Annotated in this window: 13 protein-coding genes; 9 read left to right on the top strand and 4 right to left on the bottom strand. The window is 48.1% G+C overall.

Going from position 1 to position 17,677, the window contains the following annotated elements; all coding sequences use genetic code 11:
• Nucleotides 1–163: 163 nt before the first annotated feature.
• The 4 genes from GSQ66_RS00740 (at nucleotide 164) to GSQ66_RS00725 (ending at nucleotide 4,074) form a co-directional block, all read left to right on the top strand.
• The gene (locus GSQ66_RS00740; RefSeq protein WP_162425698.1) at nucleotides 164–958 is read left to right on the top strand and encodes a M48 family metallopeptidase; all 795 of its coding nucleotides are present in this window, start codon (nucleotides 164–166) and stop codon (nucleotides 956–958) included.
• Between the two features lie 25 nt (nucleotides 959–983).
• Nucleotides 984–1,640, top strand: coding sequence for a hypothetical protein (locus GSQ66_RS00735; RefSeq protein WP_162425697.1), 657 nt, complete (start codon nucleotides 984–986; stop codon nucleotides 1,638–1,640).
• 1,115 nt (nucleotides 1,641–2,755) lie between these two features.
• Nucleotides 2,756–3,361, top strand: coding sequence for a GNAT family N-acetyltransferase (locus GSQ66_RS00730; protein WP_162425696.1), 606 nt, complete (start codon nucleotides 2,756–2,758; stop codon nucleotides 3,359–3,361).
• A gap of 26 nt (nucleotides 3,362–3,387) precedes the next feature.
• The gene (locus tag GSQ66_RS00725; protein WP_202923381.1) at nucleotides 3,388–4,074 is read left to right on the top strand and encodes a pseudouridine synthase; all 687 of its coding nucleotides are present in this window, start codon (nucleotides 3,388–3,390) and stop codon (nucleotides 4,072–4,074) included.
• A 352-nt stretch (nucleotides 4,075–4,426) separates the two neighbouring features.
• Here GSQ66_RS00725 and GSQ66_RS00720 read toward each other — a convergent pair whose 3' ends face one another.
• Both GSQ66_RS00720 and GSQ66_RS00715 read right to left on the bottom strand, forming a co-directional pair.
• Nucleotides 4,427–5,392, bottom strand: coding sequence for a YpdA family putative bacillithiol disulfide reductase (locus GSQ66_RS00720; RefSeq protein WP_162425695.1), 966 nt, complete (start codon nucleotides 5,390–5,392; stop codon nucleotides 4,427–4,429).
• A 220-nt stretch (nucleotides 5,393–5,612) separates the two neighbouring features.
• Nucleotides 5,613–6,224: an outer membrane beta-barrel protein gene (locus tag GSQ66_RS00715; protein WP_162425694.1), complete on the bottom strand. Its 612-nt coding sequence runs from the start codon at nucleotides 6,222–6,224 to the stop codon at nucleotides 5,613–5,615.
• A 130-nt stretch (nucleotides 6,225–6,354) separates the two neighbouring features.
• On the opposite strand from GSQ66_RS00715, the gene GSQ66_RS00710 reads away from it, so the two are divergent.
• Complete coding sequence (locus GSQ66_RS00710; protein ID WP_162425693.1) at nucleotides 6,355–6,918, top strand: GNAT family N-acetyltransferase; 564 nt, start codon at nucleotides 6,355–6,357, stop codon at nucleotides 6,916–6,918.
• 1 nt (nucleotide 6,919) lies between these two features.
• Here GSQ66_RS00710 and GSQ66_RS00705 read toward each other — a convergent pair whose 3' ends face one another.
• Nucleotides 6,920–7,969, bottom strand: a complete 1,050-nt coding sequence (locus GSQ66_RS00705; RefSeq protein WP_162425692.1) for an AI-2E family transporter — start codon at nucleotides 7,967–7,969, stop codon at nucleotides 6,920–6,922.
• A gap of 94 nt (nucleotides 7,970–8,063) precedes the next feature.
• On the opposite strand from GSQ66_RS00705, the gene GSQ66_RS00700 reads away from it, so the two are divergent.
• From GSQ66_RS00700 to GSQ66_RS00685, 4 genes are all read left to right on the top strand, one after another.
• Nucleotides 8,064–9,368: a M20/M25/M40 family metallo-hydrolase gene (locus GSQ66_RS00700; protein WP_162425691.1), complete on the top strand. Its 1,305-nt coding sequence runs from the start codon at nucleotides 8,064–8,066 to the stop codon at nucleotides 9,366–9,368.
• Between the two features lie 888 nt (nucleotides 9,369–10,256).
• Nucleotides 10,257–11,711, top strand: coding sequence for a hypothetical protein (locus tag GSQ66_RS00695; RefSeq protein WP_162425690.1), 1,455 nt, complete (start codon nucleotides 10,257–10,259; stop codon nucleotides 11,709–11,711).
• A 189-nt stretch (nucleotides 11,712–11,900) separates the two neighbouring features.
• Nucleotides 11,901–15,200: an amidohydrolase family protein gene (locus tag GSQ66_RS00690; RefSeq protein WP_238395765.1), complete on the top strand. Its 3,300-nt coding sequence runs from the start codon at nucleotides 11,901–11,903 to the stop codon at nucleotides 15,198–15,200.
• Nucleotides 15,201–15,379: 179 nt separating this feature from the next.
• Entirely contained in the window at nucleotides 15,380–16,237 is an 858-nt protein-coding gene (locus tag GSQ66_RS00685; RefSeq protein WP_162425689.1) for a DUF4846 domain-containing protein, read from the top strand.
• 187 nt (nucleotides 16,238–16,424) lie between these two features.
• Here the strand turns inward: GSQ66_RS00685 and GSQ66_RS00680 are convergent, their stop codons facing one another.
• Nucleotides 16,425–17,600 (bottom strand): serine hydrolase domain-containing protein, encoded by a 1,176-nt coding sequence (locus GSQ66_RS00680; RefSeq protein WP_162425688.1) that lies wholly within the window; start codon nucleotides 17,598–17,600, stop codon nucleotides 16,425–16,427.
• Between the last annotated feature and the right edge of the window lie 77 nt (nucleotides 17,601–17,677).

Below are 17,677 nucleotides of genomic sequence, written 5' to 3'. Positions count from 1 at the left end.
AGGTAATTGTCTTTTGGCAGGAGTACCTGCTATTAAACAAGTAACAGGTATTATCGTACTATATAGCAATTTCTTTATTTTTATAACATTGGTTACAAAGGCTATTTCTATTTTTGGTTCAAAATTTGAACTTCTGTTTAATAGCCATTTAAATTTTAAGATTATGTATAAGAAAATAATTGCCTTTTCAGCAGCTGTGGTAATGATGGTTGCCTGTACCACGGTACCCATAACCGGTCGCCGACAGCTGAACCTGGTATCGGATGCGCAAATGCAGTCGCTTAGCTACGATGCCTACGACCAGTTCTTGAAAGAGAACAAACTATCACGCGATGCGCAGGCAACTGCCATGGTAAAACGTGCCGGACAGCGCATACAACGTGCGGTAGAACAATACATGGCCCAGAACAATTTAAGCCAGGAACTGGAAGGTTTTCAGTGGGAATTTAACCTGATTCAGGACGATCAGGTGAACGCCTGGGCGATGGCTGGCGGAAAAACTGTAGTTTATACCGGAATTTTACCAATTGCACAAAACGAAACCGGCCTTGCTGTCGTAATGGGGCATGAGATTGCCCACGCTATTGCGAAACACGGTAACGAGCGCATGAGCCAGCAGTTAGCGCAACAATTTGGCGGTGTAACCTTGCAGGCACTGGCCGGAACGCAGCCAGGTACAGCGCAAAACCTGATCATGACTGTTTATGGTGCCGGCTCTACACTTGGTTTACTTAAATACGGCCGTACCCAGGAAACCGAAGCCGACAGATTAGGTTTGATTTTTATGGCCATGGCCGGATATGACCCGGCAGCGGCTGTACCGTTCTGGGAGCGTATGGAAGCAAAAGCAGGTGGTCAGGCGCCACCAGAGTTTTTATCAACTCACCCAAGCGCCGGAACACGTTTGAGCAACCTGCAGAAATTTATACCTGAGGCAAAAAAATATTATCGAAAATAGAAGCCTTTAAACGTACCTAACCTTTATGTCCAAAACCACCCTTATGCGCCATTGGCATACTTTGCCGGTTAGCGCCCGCCTGATCGCTGTATTCGCGATCGTACTCCTGATGACCGGAGCCTGTACCCGCCGCGAAGCTTTCCCGGAGGAAAGCGATGAACCATCGGAGATGGCAGCAGTTGAAGGCATAGATTCGGCAGCTTACGACGGTCAACTTTTGGCGCAGGTGGTGTTTGACAGTATTGATTACATTGTACCAACCCAGGACCTGATGCAGCCTTTTATAAAAGAGTTTGGCGACGGCACGGTAGTAGACAAGGTAATGATACGAAAGGTGCAGGAAACAAAGCAGGACAAAGCAGGCTATTACCTGGTTGGCATGGGTATCCGGAATGGTTCTTACCGCGCGATGGCCCTGCAGCTGGATGTGGCTTCGGATAACAGTTTGTACCTGAGCTCGCAGAGCGATAAGTTTATTTGTGGTGCTACGGCAGGGTGTAGTTTCTGCTATTTTACTTTCTCGGGCAGCCAGATAACAGGGTGTGAATGCGAAAGCCGAGCCCCCGGTAATTTATGCGAACAGAAGTCCAGCACAACAAACCAGTTGCTAAAGAATACAAGGCTACGGAATATGCGCGAGGGTGAATCCAGAAGGCTGGAAACGCTCGGTGTTTCACGATAGACTATAAGAACAGGGTTGTCAGTAATGGCAGCCCTGTTTTGTTTTATATGCTCTGTATTATATCATCCCGAGGGTCAGCCGAAGAAACTTAAATGTCCTATAGTTTGCTCTTTTGTCATTTCGAACAAAGTGAGAAATCTGAGTGCTATAGGTTGATTTTTGTCATTTCGACGTTAGGAGAAATCTGAGTTTTATAGTTTGAGAGATTACTATTCGAACCAAGCCTTCCATTCATAGCTACTTCTAATCCTGGGAGCTCTACTTGCCTATCGTTTCAATCCAGCTTTGGTGCCCTCACGGCCGGGAGGCCCCGTCTTCAGGCATCGCGCTGCTGCTTTTTTGCTACCCTCGTGCCTCGGGTTGCCTGACGGCACCGCAACAAAGCAAAGGCGCTCAACCCAAAGACTGCGATCAGCTCGATAGTAAAACTATAGTTTAAAGGAGAAGCTATAGTTGCATGGCTTGATCATGGTTGTATTTCCGTAGGGACAGGTCGCGACCTGTCCGCTCTAAAGCCTGTAACTATAGCAAACTCAGATTTCTCCCACAGCTCGAAAACTAATAGTGAAATTGTTCCCTTGAGGGCAGGGCCGTTTCATTCCCTAATTCGCCCTCGCTCGCGTCCCGCGAGTGTGAGCTACTTAGTGGCGTCCCGCCACTAAGTAGCTCAGGCACAGGTTAAAGCGGCCAGAGTCCGCAGCTAGCTCACACTCGCGGGACGCGAGCGAGGGCAAGGACATAAAGTAGTAACATAATTGTCCCCTCGAGGACAAGTGAGAACAGAGAGTTCAAAACTTGCGAGACAGGCTCAGCAGGGGGATAACAAACGGAAACTATAAAACTATAGCTAAGCTTTAAATATAGCCGCAATCCCCTCTTGGGAGGGGTAGGGGTGGGTTAAAACAGAAACTATAAAACAATATCCAAAACTATAGCAAAGGCCAAAAGCTCCTTCCCCTGTTTTTAGGGGCAGAGGCCCTCAATAAAAAAGGAAAGGCTGGAAAGGGGTAACTCCTCAACTCTCAACAATACGTAAATTACCCTTAAACAAACGCTACCACACTTGCTGTTATTAACGTATCTTTGTTTCACCTGCCACACAACATCAGCCAACTATGAAAATACCGATCATACCTTCGCAGACTTTCCTAGAAACCGACAGGCTTTACCTGCGTGAGCTAAGTCCGGAAGTTTACAAATACCTGTTTACCGAATGCAACAGCTCTAAAATAGCCGAGTACCTGGGGCTTAACACCAGCAAAGAAGTTGAAACGGAGCGCGAGAAGCATAACCAGGGCTTGGTCACATATTTTTCTACGTTCCTTAGTTTCCATTTACTGGATAAGCAAAATGGCAGAGTGATTGGTAAATGCGGCTATCATACCTGGGCACCAACGCACCGCCGGGCCGAAATTGGCTATGAACTTTACGCCGACGAAGACAAGGGCAAAGGCTATATGACGGAGGCACTGGCAGCTGTTCTGGCATATGGCTTTGAACAAATGAACCTGCACCGCATCGAAGCATATATTGCCGAGTATAATACCCCGTCTGCAAAGCTTCTGAAACGGTACGGCTTTACAGTGGAAGGCAACGCACGCGGGCATTATGTGGTAGATGGCATTAACGAGGACTCACTGCTGTTATCACTGCTGCAACCCGAGTACGAGCAACTTAAAAGCTCCTGGGGCCAGCAAGCACAGACAACCTCCAATTCATAATTCATAATTTTTAAATCATCATTCTTTTGAAGTACATAATCCTTAATAAACCTTACGAAGTACTGACCCAGTTTACCGACGAAGCCGGTCGCGCTACATTAAAAGACCACGTGCCTGTGCCGAACATTTACCCGGTTGGGCGGCTGGATTATGACAGCGAAGGATTGGTGTTGCTTACTGATGACAAAGCCTTACAGCACCGTCTCTCCGACCCAAAATTCAAGATTGAGAAAACGTACTGGGTACAGGTAGATGGGCTGCCTACTGAAGAAGCACTGGAAGAATTGCGCCGCGGCGTAACTATAAAAGGAGTAAAAACCGCGCCAGCCAAGGCCAGCATCCTGCAGCAAGAACCGCAGGTCTGGGAACGCTCCACCCCTATCCGTTTCCGGAAAGAGAAACCTGCTACCTGGGTAGAAATTAAGATAGCGCAGGGCATGAACCGGCAGGTGCGCCGCATGACAGCTGCCGTAGGCTACCCGACTTTAAGGCTTATCCGCCCAAGCATAGGCCCCCTAACTATAGGCGATCTGCAACCCGGCGAGTACCGCGAACTGACTGCTGACGAAGTAACAAAGTTAAAAAGCCTGACCGCTGGTGGTAGCAACTTCAAAAGCCCATCTAAACCAAAAAACAAAGGTGGCCGCCACTACGACAGTCGCCAGAACTCCAGCCGACCAAGACCTTCCAAATCAAAAGAGGATTTTCAGTAAGTAACCGGTTTCAAATCACGAAGCTGTTTAGGATAATGTCTGCCTTTAATTTACGCCCTCCCTGCGTGTTTTCACCAGCAATTATTAGCCGATTGGTTTGTAGGTAAAAACACCAACAATAGTTCTAATTGCTGATTCGGACATCTGTGTCCGAATCTTTGCCTGCTGCGAACATCTTTGCCGCATAAATGGAAGGCTTATCTACGGGGACTTGGAAGTCCTATGCAGAGTGCTTTCGGACTTAGAAGTCCGAAAGAGCAGTAAGTTGACTTCATTGCCTGAATAAATCTCCCCTTTCATCGGGATGACAACTATAACTTAAGTTGAAGGTATTGGTGTATGAGGAAGCGAACTATAGCTTTCCGGTAATGTGCTGCAGAATTTTAACAGCATGCTCGCGGGAGTTTTCGATGAACCACACACGGGTATCCATTCCGCCACAAACAACGCCCGCCAGGTAAACCCGAGGCATGTTGGTCTCCATCGTTTCGGGGTTGTGCGTGGGGTGTTTCAGGGCATCATGACTTAGCTCTATTCCCAGCTTTTTCAGGAACGTAAAATTTGGCTGGTAGCCGGTCATGGCCATTACAAAATCGTTGGCTATAGTTACCACGCCGTCTGGTGTTTCGAGATCCACTTCATTTTCCCGGATCTCCAGTAACCTGGAACTGAAATACGCTTTCACGGCACCTTCGGCAATGCGATTTTCGAGGTCGGGCTTCGTCCAGTATTTTATATTCCCAAGTTCAGGTTCGCGCACCACTATAGTTACCTCGGCACCTTTCCGGTAAGTTTCCAGGGCTACGTCGGCAGCTGAGTTGTTGGCGCCTATTACCAGCACTTTTTGCTTGTAGTAGTAATGCGGATCGTAGTAATAATGACGTACTTTGGGCAGCTCCTCCCCTTTTATGTGCAGCAGATTCGGGATGTCGTAAAAACCGGTCGCAACTATAATGTGCTTTGCCTTATAATTCGCTTTGCTGGTGCTAACGGTGTATAGTCCGTCGGCTTCTGATGTTACGGCCAGCACTTCTTCAAAAAGGTTAAGGTTCAAATTCCCGGTTTCGGCCACTTTTCGGTAGTACTCCAGCGCTTCGGAGCGGTTTGGTTTTGGGTGGATGCTCGGGAAAGGGTAATTACCGATCTCTAACCTGTCGGCAGTAGAGAAAAAGGTCATGTTGAGCGGGTAATTGAACAGCGAATTTACAACGCAGCCTTTTTCCACGATCAGGTAACTCAACCCTGCTTTTTTAGCTTCCAGTCCGCAGGCCAGCCCGATGGGGCCACCGCCAATTATAAGTATATCGCGTGTTTCCAACTACAGTATTTTTTCTTCCAACAACTATACGGCTATTAAGTTTTTACTTCTACCTGATGCCTGCCTTTTTACTTTGCTATAACTATAGTTTATCCAGCACGCTAAAAGCAGTATACCTGCAACGAAAATAACCTTACAGCTACAGCGTTTTTTTGCCAGGAAGCAGAAGCTATTTATCCGGAAATAACGCGAATAACTATAGTTTCTCTGTAGTTCTGGATCAGAAAGCAAACCCGAAAGTGAGCGACAATGCACGGCCTTTACCTTCTGCATCATCATCGTTCAGCACGGTACTGAAGCCATAATGATAGGTAAGGTCGAGGGCCAGGAAACGGACATCAAACCCAACCCCGCCATTTAAGGCGAACTGGGCATTGCGTACATCTTTGCGGCGGAGGGCCAGGTTGTTATCTTTTACACCCACATTAAATGCAAACGACGGCCCGGCAAAATAACGGATATGCGACAGTATGCTGCCATCATACGTGCTCCGGAAACCAACCAGTACCGGCACCCGCATGTATCGGGCTACAAAGGCATCGCGCTCGTTAGGCCGTGGCTGCACCGTGCGTATAATGTGTGTTTTGTAACTTACAAAGTCGAGACCGGGCTGCACATAAAAACGGTCTCCGATTCGCCCGTAAATACCGAACTCATACCCTAAGCCAGTATCATTGTCAACCAGGCCGGGGTCATCAGAAATGCTGTACAGATTTGCGCCAATCTTGGCACCCAATTTCAGGTTGGGCCGATCCTCATCCTGGGCCAGCGATTGCGTTAGTGGTGCTATGGTCAGTAGTGTTATTCCTAAAATCAGTAGCGTTGTTTTCATGTTACCGGTTGTTATGTTCAAAAAAGATATGCTTATTTAACTATACGAACTTGTTATAGTTTTGCAGTACAATTCATCCTTTATTAGCGCCATACAACCGTAATAATAAAAAACCTGTACCTATAAAACTATGATCATACCTCGAACAGACAACATCATAACTATAGCTCCGGACCTGTACCTGCGCCTAGCCACCCCCGACGATGCACAGGCTTTATTTAACATTATTAACTCACAGCGGCCTTACCTGCGCGAGTGGCTGCCGTTTGTAGACCTGACCCGCCAGGTTTCTGATACTGCATTTTACCTGCAGACTATAGTTAACAGTAATGCAGACAGAGTTTTTGTGATCGTTTCAGAGGAAGTTGTCTGCGGACTGATCGGGTTTAAGGGCATCGAGTATTTTAACAGGAAAGTAGAGATTGGTTATTGGCTGAGCGAACACCAGCAGGGCAAAGGCATTATGCGCCGTAGTTGCAGCAGACTGCTGAAATATGCTTTTGAGGTACTGAACATGAACCGTGTGCAGCTTAAAGTAGCTCCCAAAAACTATAAAAGCCGCAACATACCTCTTAAACTTGGCTTTACGTTAGAAGGTACTGAGCGTGAAGGCGAATTACTGAACGGCCATTACCACGACCTGGAAGTGTATAGTCTGCTCAAAAAAGAATGGCTGGCACAGGTAGCAAAGTAAACTATAGTTTAGGGGCGTTAACGCCCAGCAGCAGCGACACCGACCGCATGTTTTCGTGTTTGTCAGCTATCAGTTTCAGTATGGCCAGGTACGGGATAAACAGGATCATGCCGGAAGCTCCCCAGAGTATGCCACCCGCCACTATAGCCAGCAGCGTAAACAACATATTAACCTGCAACCGGTAACTCACCGCCCACGGAAATATAAGGTTAGCTTCTAAATACTGCACCACAGCAAATACCATCACCACCCCGGCCGGGTACCACAGCGAGTCATAGGTTATCCAGGCCACAGTCATTGGCAGAATAGCTCCTATCGTAATGCCCACATAAGGTATAAAAGTCAGGATAGAAGCTACCACCCCGAAAAACAGCGCATGTGGCACACCCAGGATCAGCAGCCCGATGGTGTTCAGGGTGCCAACTATAGCGTACACTATAGCCATGCCTTTTATAAAATTATAATAGGTGGTTATCGTCTCGTGCAGTATGGTTCTGATCTTGTGGTGCTCGCTTCGGGAGAATAAGGAATAAAGTGCCCTGGCCAGCTGCTCGCGGTTGTAAAGGATGAGCGCCACATAAAGCGGTATCAGCACCAGTAACACCACCGAAACCACGGATGTGTAAAGCACATCTTTCAGCATGTTCAGCAAATTAGCGGCTACGTTGTTACCCATGCTCTCGAGCCAGTTTGTCTGCCGCGCTACTTTAATGCCAAAATTATGTTCCAGCAGCAAGCTTACATCCCGTATGGCAACCGCCAGTTTCTGTTGTAGATTTGGCCATTCTTCTACCAGGCGCATCAGCTGGTTTACAAGCAGCCAAGCAAGTCCGCCAAAGATCAAAAGCAACACCGCCAGGCAGATAGCAATGGCTGACCAGCGTGGCATACCTCTACTCTCGAGCCAGCGGCAGATCGGGTACAGCACAAAGCTGATAAGCAGCGAAAAGCTGAGCGGCACAAACAACGAACGGCCAACATACAGAATTACCCCCAGCAACACCGTGTACTGCAGCAATTTTAGCCAGTTTACCTTTGTGCTTGTATCCATAAATAGTGTATATTGGTGTTCTGCTTTCTAAATCAGCCGTAGCCCGGAGGCAAATTAACAACCTTTAACTATTAAACAATAACCAACCCTTTCTATGAAAAAAGATCTGTTCGTTGCAGCTGCTTTGTTGCTAAGCCTGTCGGGTGTTGCAGGGGCACAAAACCTGAAACCTATAACCCAGGAAAAAGCAACCCGCCTGGTTAAAACTCTGAGCGCCGATGATATGCAGGGGCGCGCTTCTTTTACGCCCGGCGGAGAAAAAGCGGCAGATTTTATAGCAGCAGAGTTCAGGAAAACGAAACTGAAGCCATTACCCGGCTCCGATAGTTTTAAGCAGACTTTTAAAGTGTTCAGGGTTACGCCTCATGAGCTGGAAGTAAAACTGAACGGCCAGAAAGTTGCTACGGAAAACATATTTGCCAGTACCAACTATAAAGAACTGGAGTGGGAAGCCAACACCGACGAACGCAGGATTATCCCAATCCCGGAAAGCGAAAATGCACGCGATGCCATGATGCACATTTTCCGGATGCAGGAAGATGCGATTGTATTGGTGCACCCCAAACACGCCGAAACATTTGCAAATTACAAGCGCTACCTGACACGTGGCGGCATAGTGCAGGAAACTGGTAAAGGAGCAAGCAAAGTGTTCATCCTCACGGACCAGGCCAGTCTACAGAACTATGATATTGAGATAGAGAACAAGATAGAAGAACTGCAGCTGACCAACGTGGTGGGCATGATTGAAGGCAAACGCAAAGACGAGTTTGTTGTTTTCTCGGGACACTACGACCATATTGGCACACACAAACCGATAGATGGCGATACTATAGCGAACGGCGCCGACGACGATGCATCCGGAACGACTGCCATGATGCTGCTGGCTGATTTTTACCAGAAGCAGCGCAAGCCAGAGCGAACCATCCTTTTTGTAGCTTTTGCTGCTGAAGAGATCGGCGGGTTTGGTTCCAGGCATTTTTCACAGCAGTTCAACCCCGACCAGATCGTGGCCATGTTCAATATCGAGATGGTTGGCAAGCCGTCTCAGTTCGGTCTGAACAGCGCTTACTTAACAGGCTTCGAGAAATCTAATTTAGGCGAACTGATGCAGAAGCGTTTGCAGGGAACTACCTATAGCATTCACCCGGATCCGTACCCGAAACAGAATCTTTTCTATCGCTCCGATAACGCGACCCTGGCCCGTCTAGGCGTTCCGGCGCACACAATTTCATCGGTACAAATAGACAAAGACGAAACTTACCACACCGTGAACGACGAGTTTGAAATGCTGGACATGGCACACCTGACCAGCATGATAAAAGGCATAGCACTTGGCTCGTACGATATAGTATTCGGAAAAGAAACACCTACCCGCGTTGATAAAGCGCAGGTACAGTAAGCCTCCCGGTTTATAAGATCGGATGGAATGTAGAGACGCAAAACTTTGCGTCTCTTTTTTTTCGCACAGTGATTTAAAAGAATCTCAGGATAACATTTCTGCCGCAAGTTTAGCTTCAGCGTAACTTGTGGCTGATATGGCAGCAAGTTTTCAACTTGCTTTGCTTTGAAAAAGCAAGAATTGTGATGGCTGTGACTATAGAATAGTAGCAGTTAACTATAGATTATTGGTTTTCAAGAGCTGTTTCTGTAGTCAACTTAAGCCCTTGCTGCGTGTTTTCACCAGCAGGTACAGGCAGTCAGTGGATTATTGGTGAAAGCACCAACAATGGCCCGATGGGCTTGGGCCGGAATTGTAGAGACGCAATTTTTTGCGTCTTTGCTATGCAACTATAGGTTTAAACTTGACTTAATCCCGCACAGCAACTATAGCCCAGCGAGTCTGGAGACTCGCGCCCACTGCACGTCACCGGTCAGATACCGGCGCCAGATTTTGTGGTCGAAACTATAGTTAGCAACTTCTCAAACTATAAACTTCAGCAAATTATAGTATATGTTCACCCAAATAGCCAGTTGCAAATTGGTGCCAACCTCGAGCGCAAGTTACGCTGTAGCTAAACTTGCGGCAGAAACGTTATCTCATCAATACCCATTAATTTCTGACTCAGACAAATAGCTCCGTAGCAGGAGACGCAAGGTATTGCGTCTCTACATTCCGGGTAATCTCACAAATCTCCATTAATCCAGGTTCATCCAGAAATCTTATAAATCAGAGAAATCCCTTTAATCACTGGTCAATCCCGGTTCAGACAATCCTGAAATCTTTAAATCTTAAGAATCTTAGTTCTTACCTCCTTCGGTACTAGTCCGTACAACCATTGTTAGACCCTTGAAAATTGCTGTTGGTGGTATGGTGAAACTTTTAAGCATCCTGGTACTGCTCCTCTGCACACTGCCCGCCCTGGCGCAGCAACCAACTATAACCTGGGGCCCTGAAATTCCGCAGCAAAACCGCAACCTGAACCAACTGCAGATCATCGGCACCGGTACCGGCAACTCTTTTTACGCCCGCTACACCCAGGACGGCCGCATAACCCTGGAGCGCTACGACGGCAACAGCCAGCGCACCTGGGCGGTTGCCATTGCCCCGCTTGGCCCTGAAGGCAACCGTGCTACCTTCGAGGACCTGGTGCTGCTTAACCACCATGTATACCTGCTCTCCTCCGATATAGAAAAGTATAAGAAAAATATTTACATCCAGCAGATAGACCTGCACGGGAATTACATGCCAGAAATACATTTACTGGGCACAACCACTCCGGATGCAAAGCTATATACCAAAACTATGGACAGCAGGCTCATACTTATTTTGCAGCAACAGGCCGAGCCACAGCAAACTATAGTTTCCTCTTACCAGGGCTCTTTTAACCCACGCTGGCAGGAAGCTATTCCTGTAAAAGGTGAGATCCGGGAGATAGAGGTTACCGATGCCGGCACAGCCTACATACTTACCCAACTACCCGCCACTAACTCCCCCGAAGCTGCATTTTACCTGTACCGCTTCGAAGGGCGTAACGGCAAAAGCTATATGCAGGCAATAGGCAGCACCGCACAACGACCACTGCAGGCAAAACTCGGCATCCTGAAGAGCGATGTTATAGTGGCAGGCATCACAGCTCCGGCGCCTTTTGTGGCCAGCCTGAATCCCGAGCCAGTCGGCACCTTTTTCTACCGCATTTCCAGGGGCCGTTTCCGGAAATCAGCACTTAACTATTCTCCTATCGATAGTACATTTCTGCACAACTATAAAGCCCACAAACCTGACCAGGACCACAGCCAGCGCCTGCGTTACCTGCAACTTCTACAGCTGCTCCCACTTCCTGGTAACCGCACTGCCCTTCTGGGCGAAGTTTTTACTTCTGAGGGAAGGCAGTTCCATACCGATGATATCCTGATCACGATTTTTGCAGAAAACGGAGCTCCCCTGCTGACCACCAGCGTTAACAAGCACCAGGCCGGCCCCGCCACCCAGGTACGACTTGGCTCATACATTGCCACCACTGAAGGAGATACTATAAAGCTGATTTACCTGGATTTTGAATACAACTATAGCGAGCAGGATGAGATGGTAAAAGCCAGCCCGAATGTGGTGCTGAAAACGCCTATACTGGTAACAATAACACCGGACGGAAAGCAGAAAGCAAGACCACTCCGCAACACACAAACCGGCCGCAACCAGGACTTTTACCTTGTCCCTTCTGCTGCTTACAAACTTAACCGGCAGGAGTTTATAGTGCTGGGCTCCGGCAAGGACTACTATAAATTCGGCAGACTAAAATTCTAACCTTATCGTCTTTCTTAGCGAGGGTTTAGTGCGCTCAGAAGTTAGTTTAATCCATAAAGATTGCGGTGATATATGCCATGGTCCCCAGGAACTGACTTAGCAAATCATATCAAATCCGGAAAATCGCTTTAATCACTGGTCAGAATTATTAACTTTGGAAAACAACTAATCAACCAATTTCACCTTACCATGAATAAACGTACTTATCTGAGTATGTTCCTGGCAGCGGCGCTGGCCCTACCTTGCAGCACCGTAATAGCCCAGGACAAAAAAGATGATAAGAAATGGACTGTGGATGCTGCCCACAGCACTGAAAAAGAAATTTCCGTAACCACCGACGAAGGCACCTGGATGAGCCTGGACGTAAGTCCGGATGGCAAGGAGATCGTGTTCGACATGCTCGGCGACATTTACGTAATGCCGATTTCGGGTGGAAAGGCAAAGCTGTTGCGCACGGGCCGCGCTTACGAAGTGCAGCCCCGTTTCAGCCCGGATGGCAAGTTCATTTCCTTTACTTCGGATGCAGGTGGCGGCGACAACATCTGGATCATGAAACGTGATGGTTCTGATGCCAAACAGATCACTAAAGAAAACTTCCGATTACTCAACAACGCTGTCTGGACGCCGGATGGCCAGTATATTGTAGCCCGCAAGCACTTTACCAACACCCGCTCGCTGGGTGCCGGCGAAATGTGGATGTACCACCGCACGGGCGGGGCTGGTATACAACTTACCAAGCGTAAAAATGACCAGCAGGATGCCGGTGAGCCATTTGTATCGCCAGACGGCAAATACGTGTACTACTCCGAAGACATGAGCGGCGGCTCTAACTTCGAGTACAACAAAGACCCGAACGGCCAGATCTATGTTATTCGCAGAGTAGACCGTAACACAGGCGAGATCGAAAATATAGTTACCGGAAACGGTGGCTCTGTTCGCCCGACTATCTCCCGCGATGGCAAGCATATTGCCTTCGTGCGTCGTGTGCGTACCAAATCGGTGCTGTTTGTACAGGACCTGAAAACCGGCGAGCAATGGCCACTAACCGATAACCTGAGCAAAGACCAGCAGGAAGCCTGGGCTATTTTCGGGGTTTATCCTTCTTTCTCCTGGACCCCGGATAACAAGAGCATTGTATACTGGGCCAATGGCAAGATCAATAAGATAGATGTTGCTAACCAGAAAGTAACTAACATTCCTTTTGAGGCTACTGCTACCCATTACATTTCCGATGCTGTTCGCCATGACTTCAGCAAGAATGGTGGTGTATCGCCGAAAGAATTTGCAGCTAAGGCTATCCGCCATGCAGTAACGTCTCCGGATGGCAAGGTACTGGTATTTAACGCTGCCGGCCATATCTACAAAAAAGAACTGCCGAATGGCAAGCCGGAGCGCATCACCAAAGGCACTGATTTCGAGTTCTATCCTGCCTTCTCGCCAGACGGAAAACATATCGTTTACTCTACATGGAACGACGATAACTATAGCGCTTTGATGAAGCTGGATATTCGCAAGAAAAATGCAAAACCTACTAAGCTTACATCTGAGAAAGGGTTCTATACCAATGCTTCGTTCTCGCCAAATGGTAAGTTTATAGTTTACAACAAAGAAGGTGGTAATAACCACATGGGTTACGCATACGGTAACGAGCGTGGTATTTACTACATGGAAGCCGATGGTGATAAGCCAACTTTTGTACAGAAAAACGGATCTTCGCCACAATTCAACGCTACTTCTGACCGCATCTTCTTTACAGGTTATGCCGGTGATAAAGCTGCCTTTAAGAGCGTAAACCTGCAGGGCAAAGAAGAGCAGACACATTATACATCCAAGTACACGGACCAGTTCTATCCAAGCCCGGACAATAAATGGATTGCGTTTGTAGAGTTATTTAATGGGTATGTCGCTCCTTTCACAACGAACGGTTCCGGTCTGGACCTGAGTGCTGAAACCAAAGCTGTTCCGGTGGCCCGCTTCACCCGCGATGCCGGTACCAGCATCCATTGGTCTGGTGACAGCAAGAAAGTGAACTGGGTGTTAGGCGATGAATATTTCTCGAACGACATCAAAAACCGCTTCTCTTTTGTAGAAGGTGCTCCTGAAAAACTTCCTGCCATTGACACTACCGGTACTAAGATTGGCCTGGTGCTGAAAACGGATACGCCGGAAGGTAAAGTAGCTTTCACTAACGCGCGCATCATTACCATGAAAGGTGACGAAGTGATTGAGGGCGGAACTATAGTTGTAGAGGGCAACCGTATAGTTGCTGTCGGCAAAAACGTAACGGTTCCGAAAGATGCCAAAGTGATTGATGCTGCCGGAAAAACCATTATGCCGGGCTTGGTAGATGTGCACGCGCACCTTGGCACGTTCCGCGAAGGTATGAGTCCGCAAAAGCAGTGGTCTTACTATACCAACCTGGCCTACGGCGTAACAACTACCCACGACCCGTCATCTACAACCGAAATGGTGTTCAGCCAGTCGGAAGCTGTGAAGAGCGGTGCCATGATCGGGCCGCGTATTTTCTCTACCGGAACGATACTTTACGGTGCTGATGGTAACTTTAAAGCTGTAGTGAACAGCCTGGATGATGCCCGGTCGCATCTGCGCCGCCTGAAAGCGGTTGGTGGTTTCTCTGTGAAAAGCTATAACCAGCCACGCCGTGAGCAGCGCCAGCAGATTATACAGGCTGCCCGCGAACTGGACATGACCGTGGTGCCGGAAGGTGGTTCAACTTTCTTCCATAACATGAGTATGATCCTGGATGGCCACTCTGGCATTGAGCACAACATACCGGTTGCACCGCTCTACAAAGACGTAGTGGAAGTATGGAAAGCGTCGCAAACAGGCTACACTCCTACCCTGATCGTGAACTATGCCGGTAATTCCGGTGAATTCTACTGGTATCAGAAAACCAATGCCTGGGATAAAGAGCGTCTCCTGAAGTTCACCCCGCGTTCCGTGATCGATGGTCGTGCGCGCCGTGTTACGTTGGTGCCTGATGAAGAATATAAAAACGGCCATATCCTGACTTCGGAATCAGCAAAGAGATTAACTGACGCCGGCGTTAAAGTAAACCTGGGCGCACATGGCCAGTTACAGGGCTTAGGTGCGCACTGGGAGCTATGGATGCTGCAGCAAGGCGGCATGACCAACCATGAAGCGCTTCGTGCTGCCACCCTGAACGGTGCGGAGTACCTGGGCATGGGCAAAGACATTGGCTCTCTGGAAACCGGCAAGCTGGCTGACCTTATCGTGTTAGATGCGAATCCACTGGAAAACATCCAGAACTCGGAGCATGTGAAATATACGATGGTAAATGGTCGCCTGTACGATGCTGCAACTATGGCTGAAACTGGTAACTACAACAAACAGCCAGGCAAGTTCTGGTGGGAAAACAGCCGCACCGCCACCGCATTCGACTGGCACGAAGGCACCAACACCCGCCTGGAAGGCATCGCTGGTGAACACTGCACCTGCCGACACTAAGAATTGATTTTTAAACTTTAGAAAAGCGGCTGCTCCATTAGGGCAGCCGCTTTTATTTTATACGTAGGAACCTATCGAGCGAGCGTCTATGCTTGTGCCATGATCTTAGCTCCTTTCTAGCTTGGGAAACTATTGCAATATTAGCAAATTACTATTATCTTCCATGAAAAGAGAAACTTATGAAGCGCTGCCTGGCCCCTCTCCTCTTAACTCTACTTACTGCCTGCAACTCCAACGCAGAAAAGCTACAGGAACAGCCTATAGAAAGTGTTGCAGCGCATGAAGCAAAAGTTAATCCGTCTGGTAAAACTATAGCTGAACGATATCCGGCACCAAGTGGCTTTACCCGGGTTAAGCCACAATCAAATTCATTTGAAGCATATCTGCAAAACTTCAAACTTAAAACGCATGGTGCAGTGGCGCATTACTATGATGGTAAAGTAAAACCCAACGACGGAGTGTATGATGCTGTTATGGATATTGACGTTGGCAACTATGACCTGCAGCAGTGCGCCGATGCTGTGATGCGGCTACGTGCAGAGTATTTGTATAACCAGAAACGCTACAACGACATCCACTTCAACTTAACGAACGGTTTTACTGCAAACTATAGTAAGTGGCAGCAAGGTTACCGTATGAACGTAAAGGGAAACGAGGTTAACTGGGTAAAGAAGGCAGCTCCTGCTACAAACTATAGTTCTTTCCGTGATTATCTGAAAATTGTCTTTACCTACGCTGGTACGCTCTCTTTAGAAAAAGAAATGAGGGCTGTAACTATAGATAAAATACAGATCGGCGATGTATTTATAAAAGGCGGCAGCCCCGGTCATGCAGTTATAGTTGTTGATATGGTCGTGAATTCGCAAACCGGTGAAAGGCTCTTCTTACTGGCGCAAAGTTACATGCCCGCTCAGGAAATACAGATACTCCAAAACCCCATGAATCCTGACCTTAGCCCTTGGTACAGCACTAACTTTAACGGCCCGCTCCTCACCCCCGAATGGACTTTTCAGAAGCACCACTTGAAGCGGTTTTAATTTAAAATGCTGGTTGGGTAACGGCAGTTGCCTCTTTAACTTTTAGTAGTGTTGGTCCGGATAGACTGGTGATATTAACTAAAGTGTAAAAGCAAAAAGTCCCCTGCTATAGTTCGTCACAAGCGTGGGCGCTCGCCCCTTGGATTCCAAATTTATAGTTCTACATCAATTAACAGCCAACAACAAATTACTTCACCGCCGCCAGCACGCGCTTGATCAGCTCATTCGGGTTACCATTATGCCAGCGCCAAACTATTACGATGTCATGCTCCGGGTCTATCCAAACGGTATTCTGGCCGGCTCCTAAAGCTGCGTAGCTCGTGGCCGGAGCATCAGGCCAGGCTTTGTCTTCGGTATTCAGCCACCACAGGTAGCCATAGTCCGGTCCTACTGCACCGCGGCTGGTTGTGGCTTCGTTCACCCACTTTTCTGAGATCAGCTGCTTATTTTTCCATTGGCCGTTGCGCAGGAACAGGTAACCGAAACGGGCTTCGTCGCGGGCACTTATCCAGAGGCCGCCGCCCCAGCGGGTACCACCGCTTACCGATGGCATCTGCTTGCCATTTATCTCAGCTACAGAATTACGGTAAGGTACCCATTGCCAGGTTTCGGAAGCATCTATCGGGTCCATTATCTCATTTTTCAGCACTTCCGGCAAAGGCTTTTCCCACAGGCGCAGCAACGACAAGGCAAAGCGGTTAATGCGTACATCGTTATACTCGTAAAAGCTGCCCGGTTCCTGCAGTTCGCGTGGCTTGCGCTCTCCACGGCCAAATGCTTCCTTACCAATAAAATCATGTTTCTTACCCCATAGCTCTCCTTCCCACTCGCTGGTCTGTCGGGCGTGGTGTTGCCAGGTTACCTTGCTGTTATGTTCCGAACTATAGCCTCCATCCTTCACATACTTTGCCACCGGGTCATTTATACTTTGGATCATGCCGCGGTCCAGAGTTAAGCCCAAAAGAGTTGAGAGAAAGCTTTTAGCCACACTATAAGTCGGATCAACGGCTTTAGTATCGCCCCACTCTGCTACAATGTAGCCATCTTTCAGGATGATGCCATTGGTGTTTGCTCTGGTAGCCGGCAATGGCCCTAACGGTTCCCCGAATATCTCTTTCTGTGTAGAGAAGTCTTTTTGAATCTGGGTTGTTTCCTGTGTTTTTGCCCACGCTACTGCCTGCTCTAGCAGTGTAGCGTCCATGCCTACCTGTTCGGGTTTCCTGGTCTCCCAGTTATCGCCTTTGCCAGGGTAATATACTTTCTGGCTTGTTGCGGTTGTGGCTATAGTTTGCTGACTTTGCTTGTCAGTGCATGCAAACAAAGCAAGTAAAAGGAGCAGGTACAGGTGGTTTCTGACTTTCATGATACGGGTGAATTAATTCTCTAAAATACGCACAGCCGCAACAAAACAAAAACGGCCACCTGTTTTACAAGTGGCCG

The sequence above is a fragment of the Pontibacter pudoricolor genome (assembly GCF_010092985.1).
Lineage (GTDB): Bacteria > Bacteroidota > Bacteroidia > Cytophagales > Hymenobacteraceae > Pontibacter > Pontibacter pudoricolor.
Note: the sequence above shows the minus strand (reverse complement) of the source record. Positions and strands in the feature narration are given on the sequence as shown.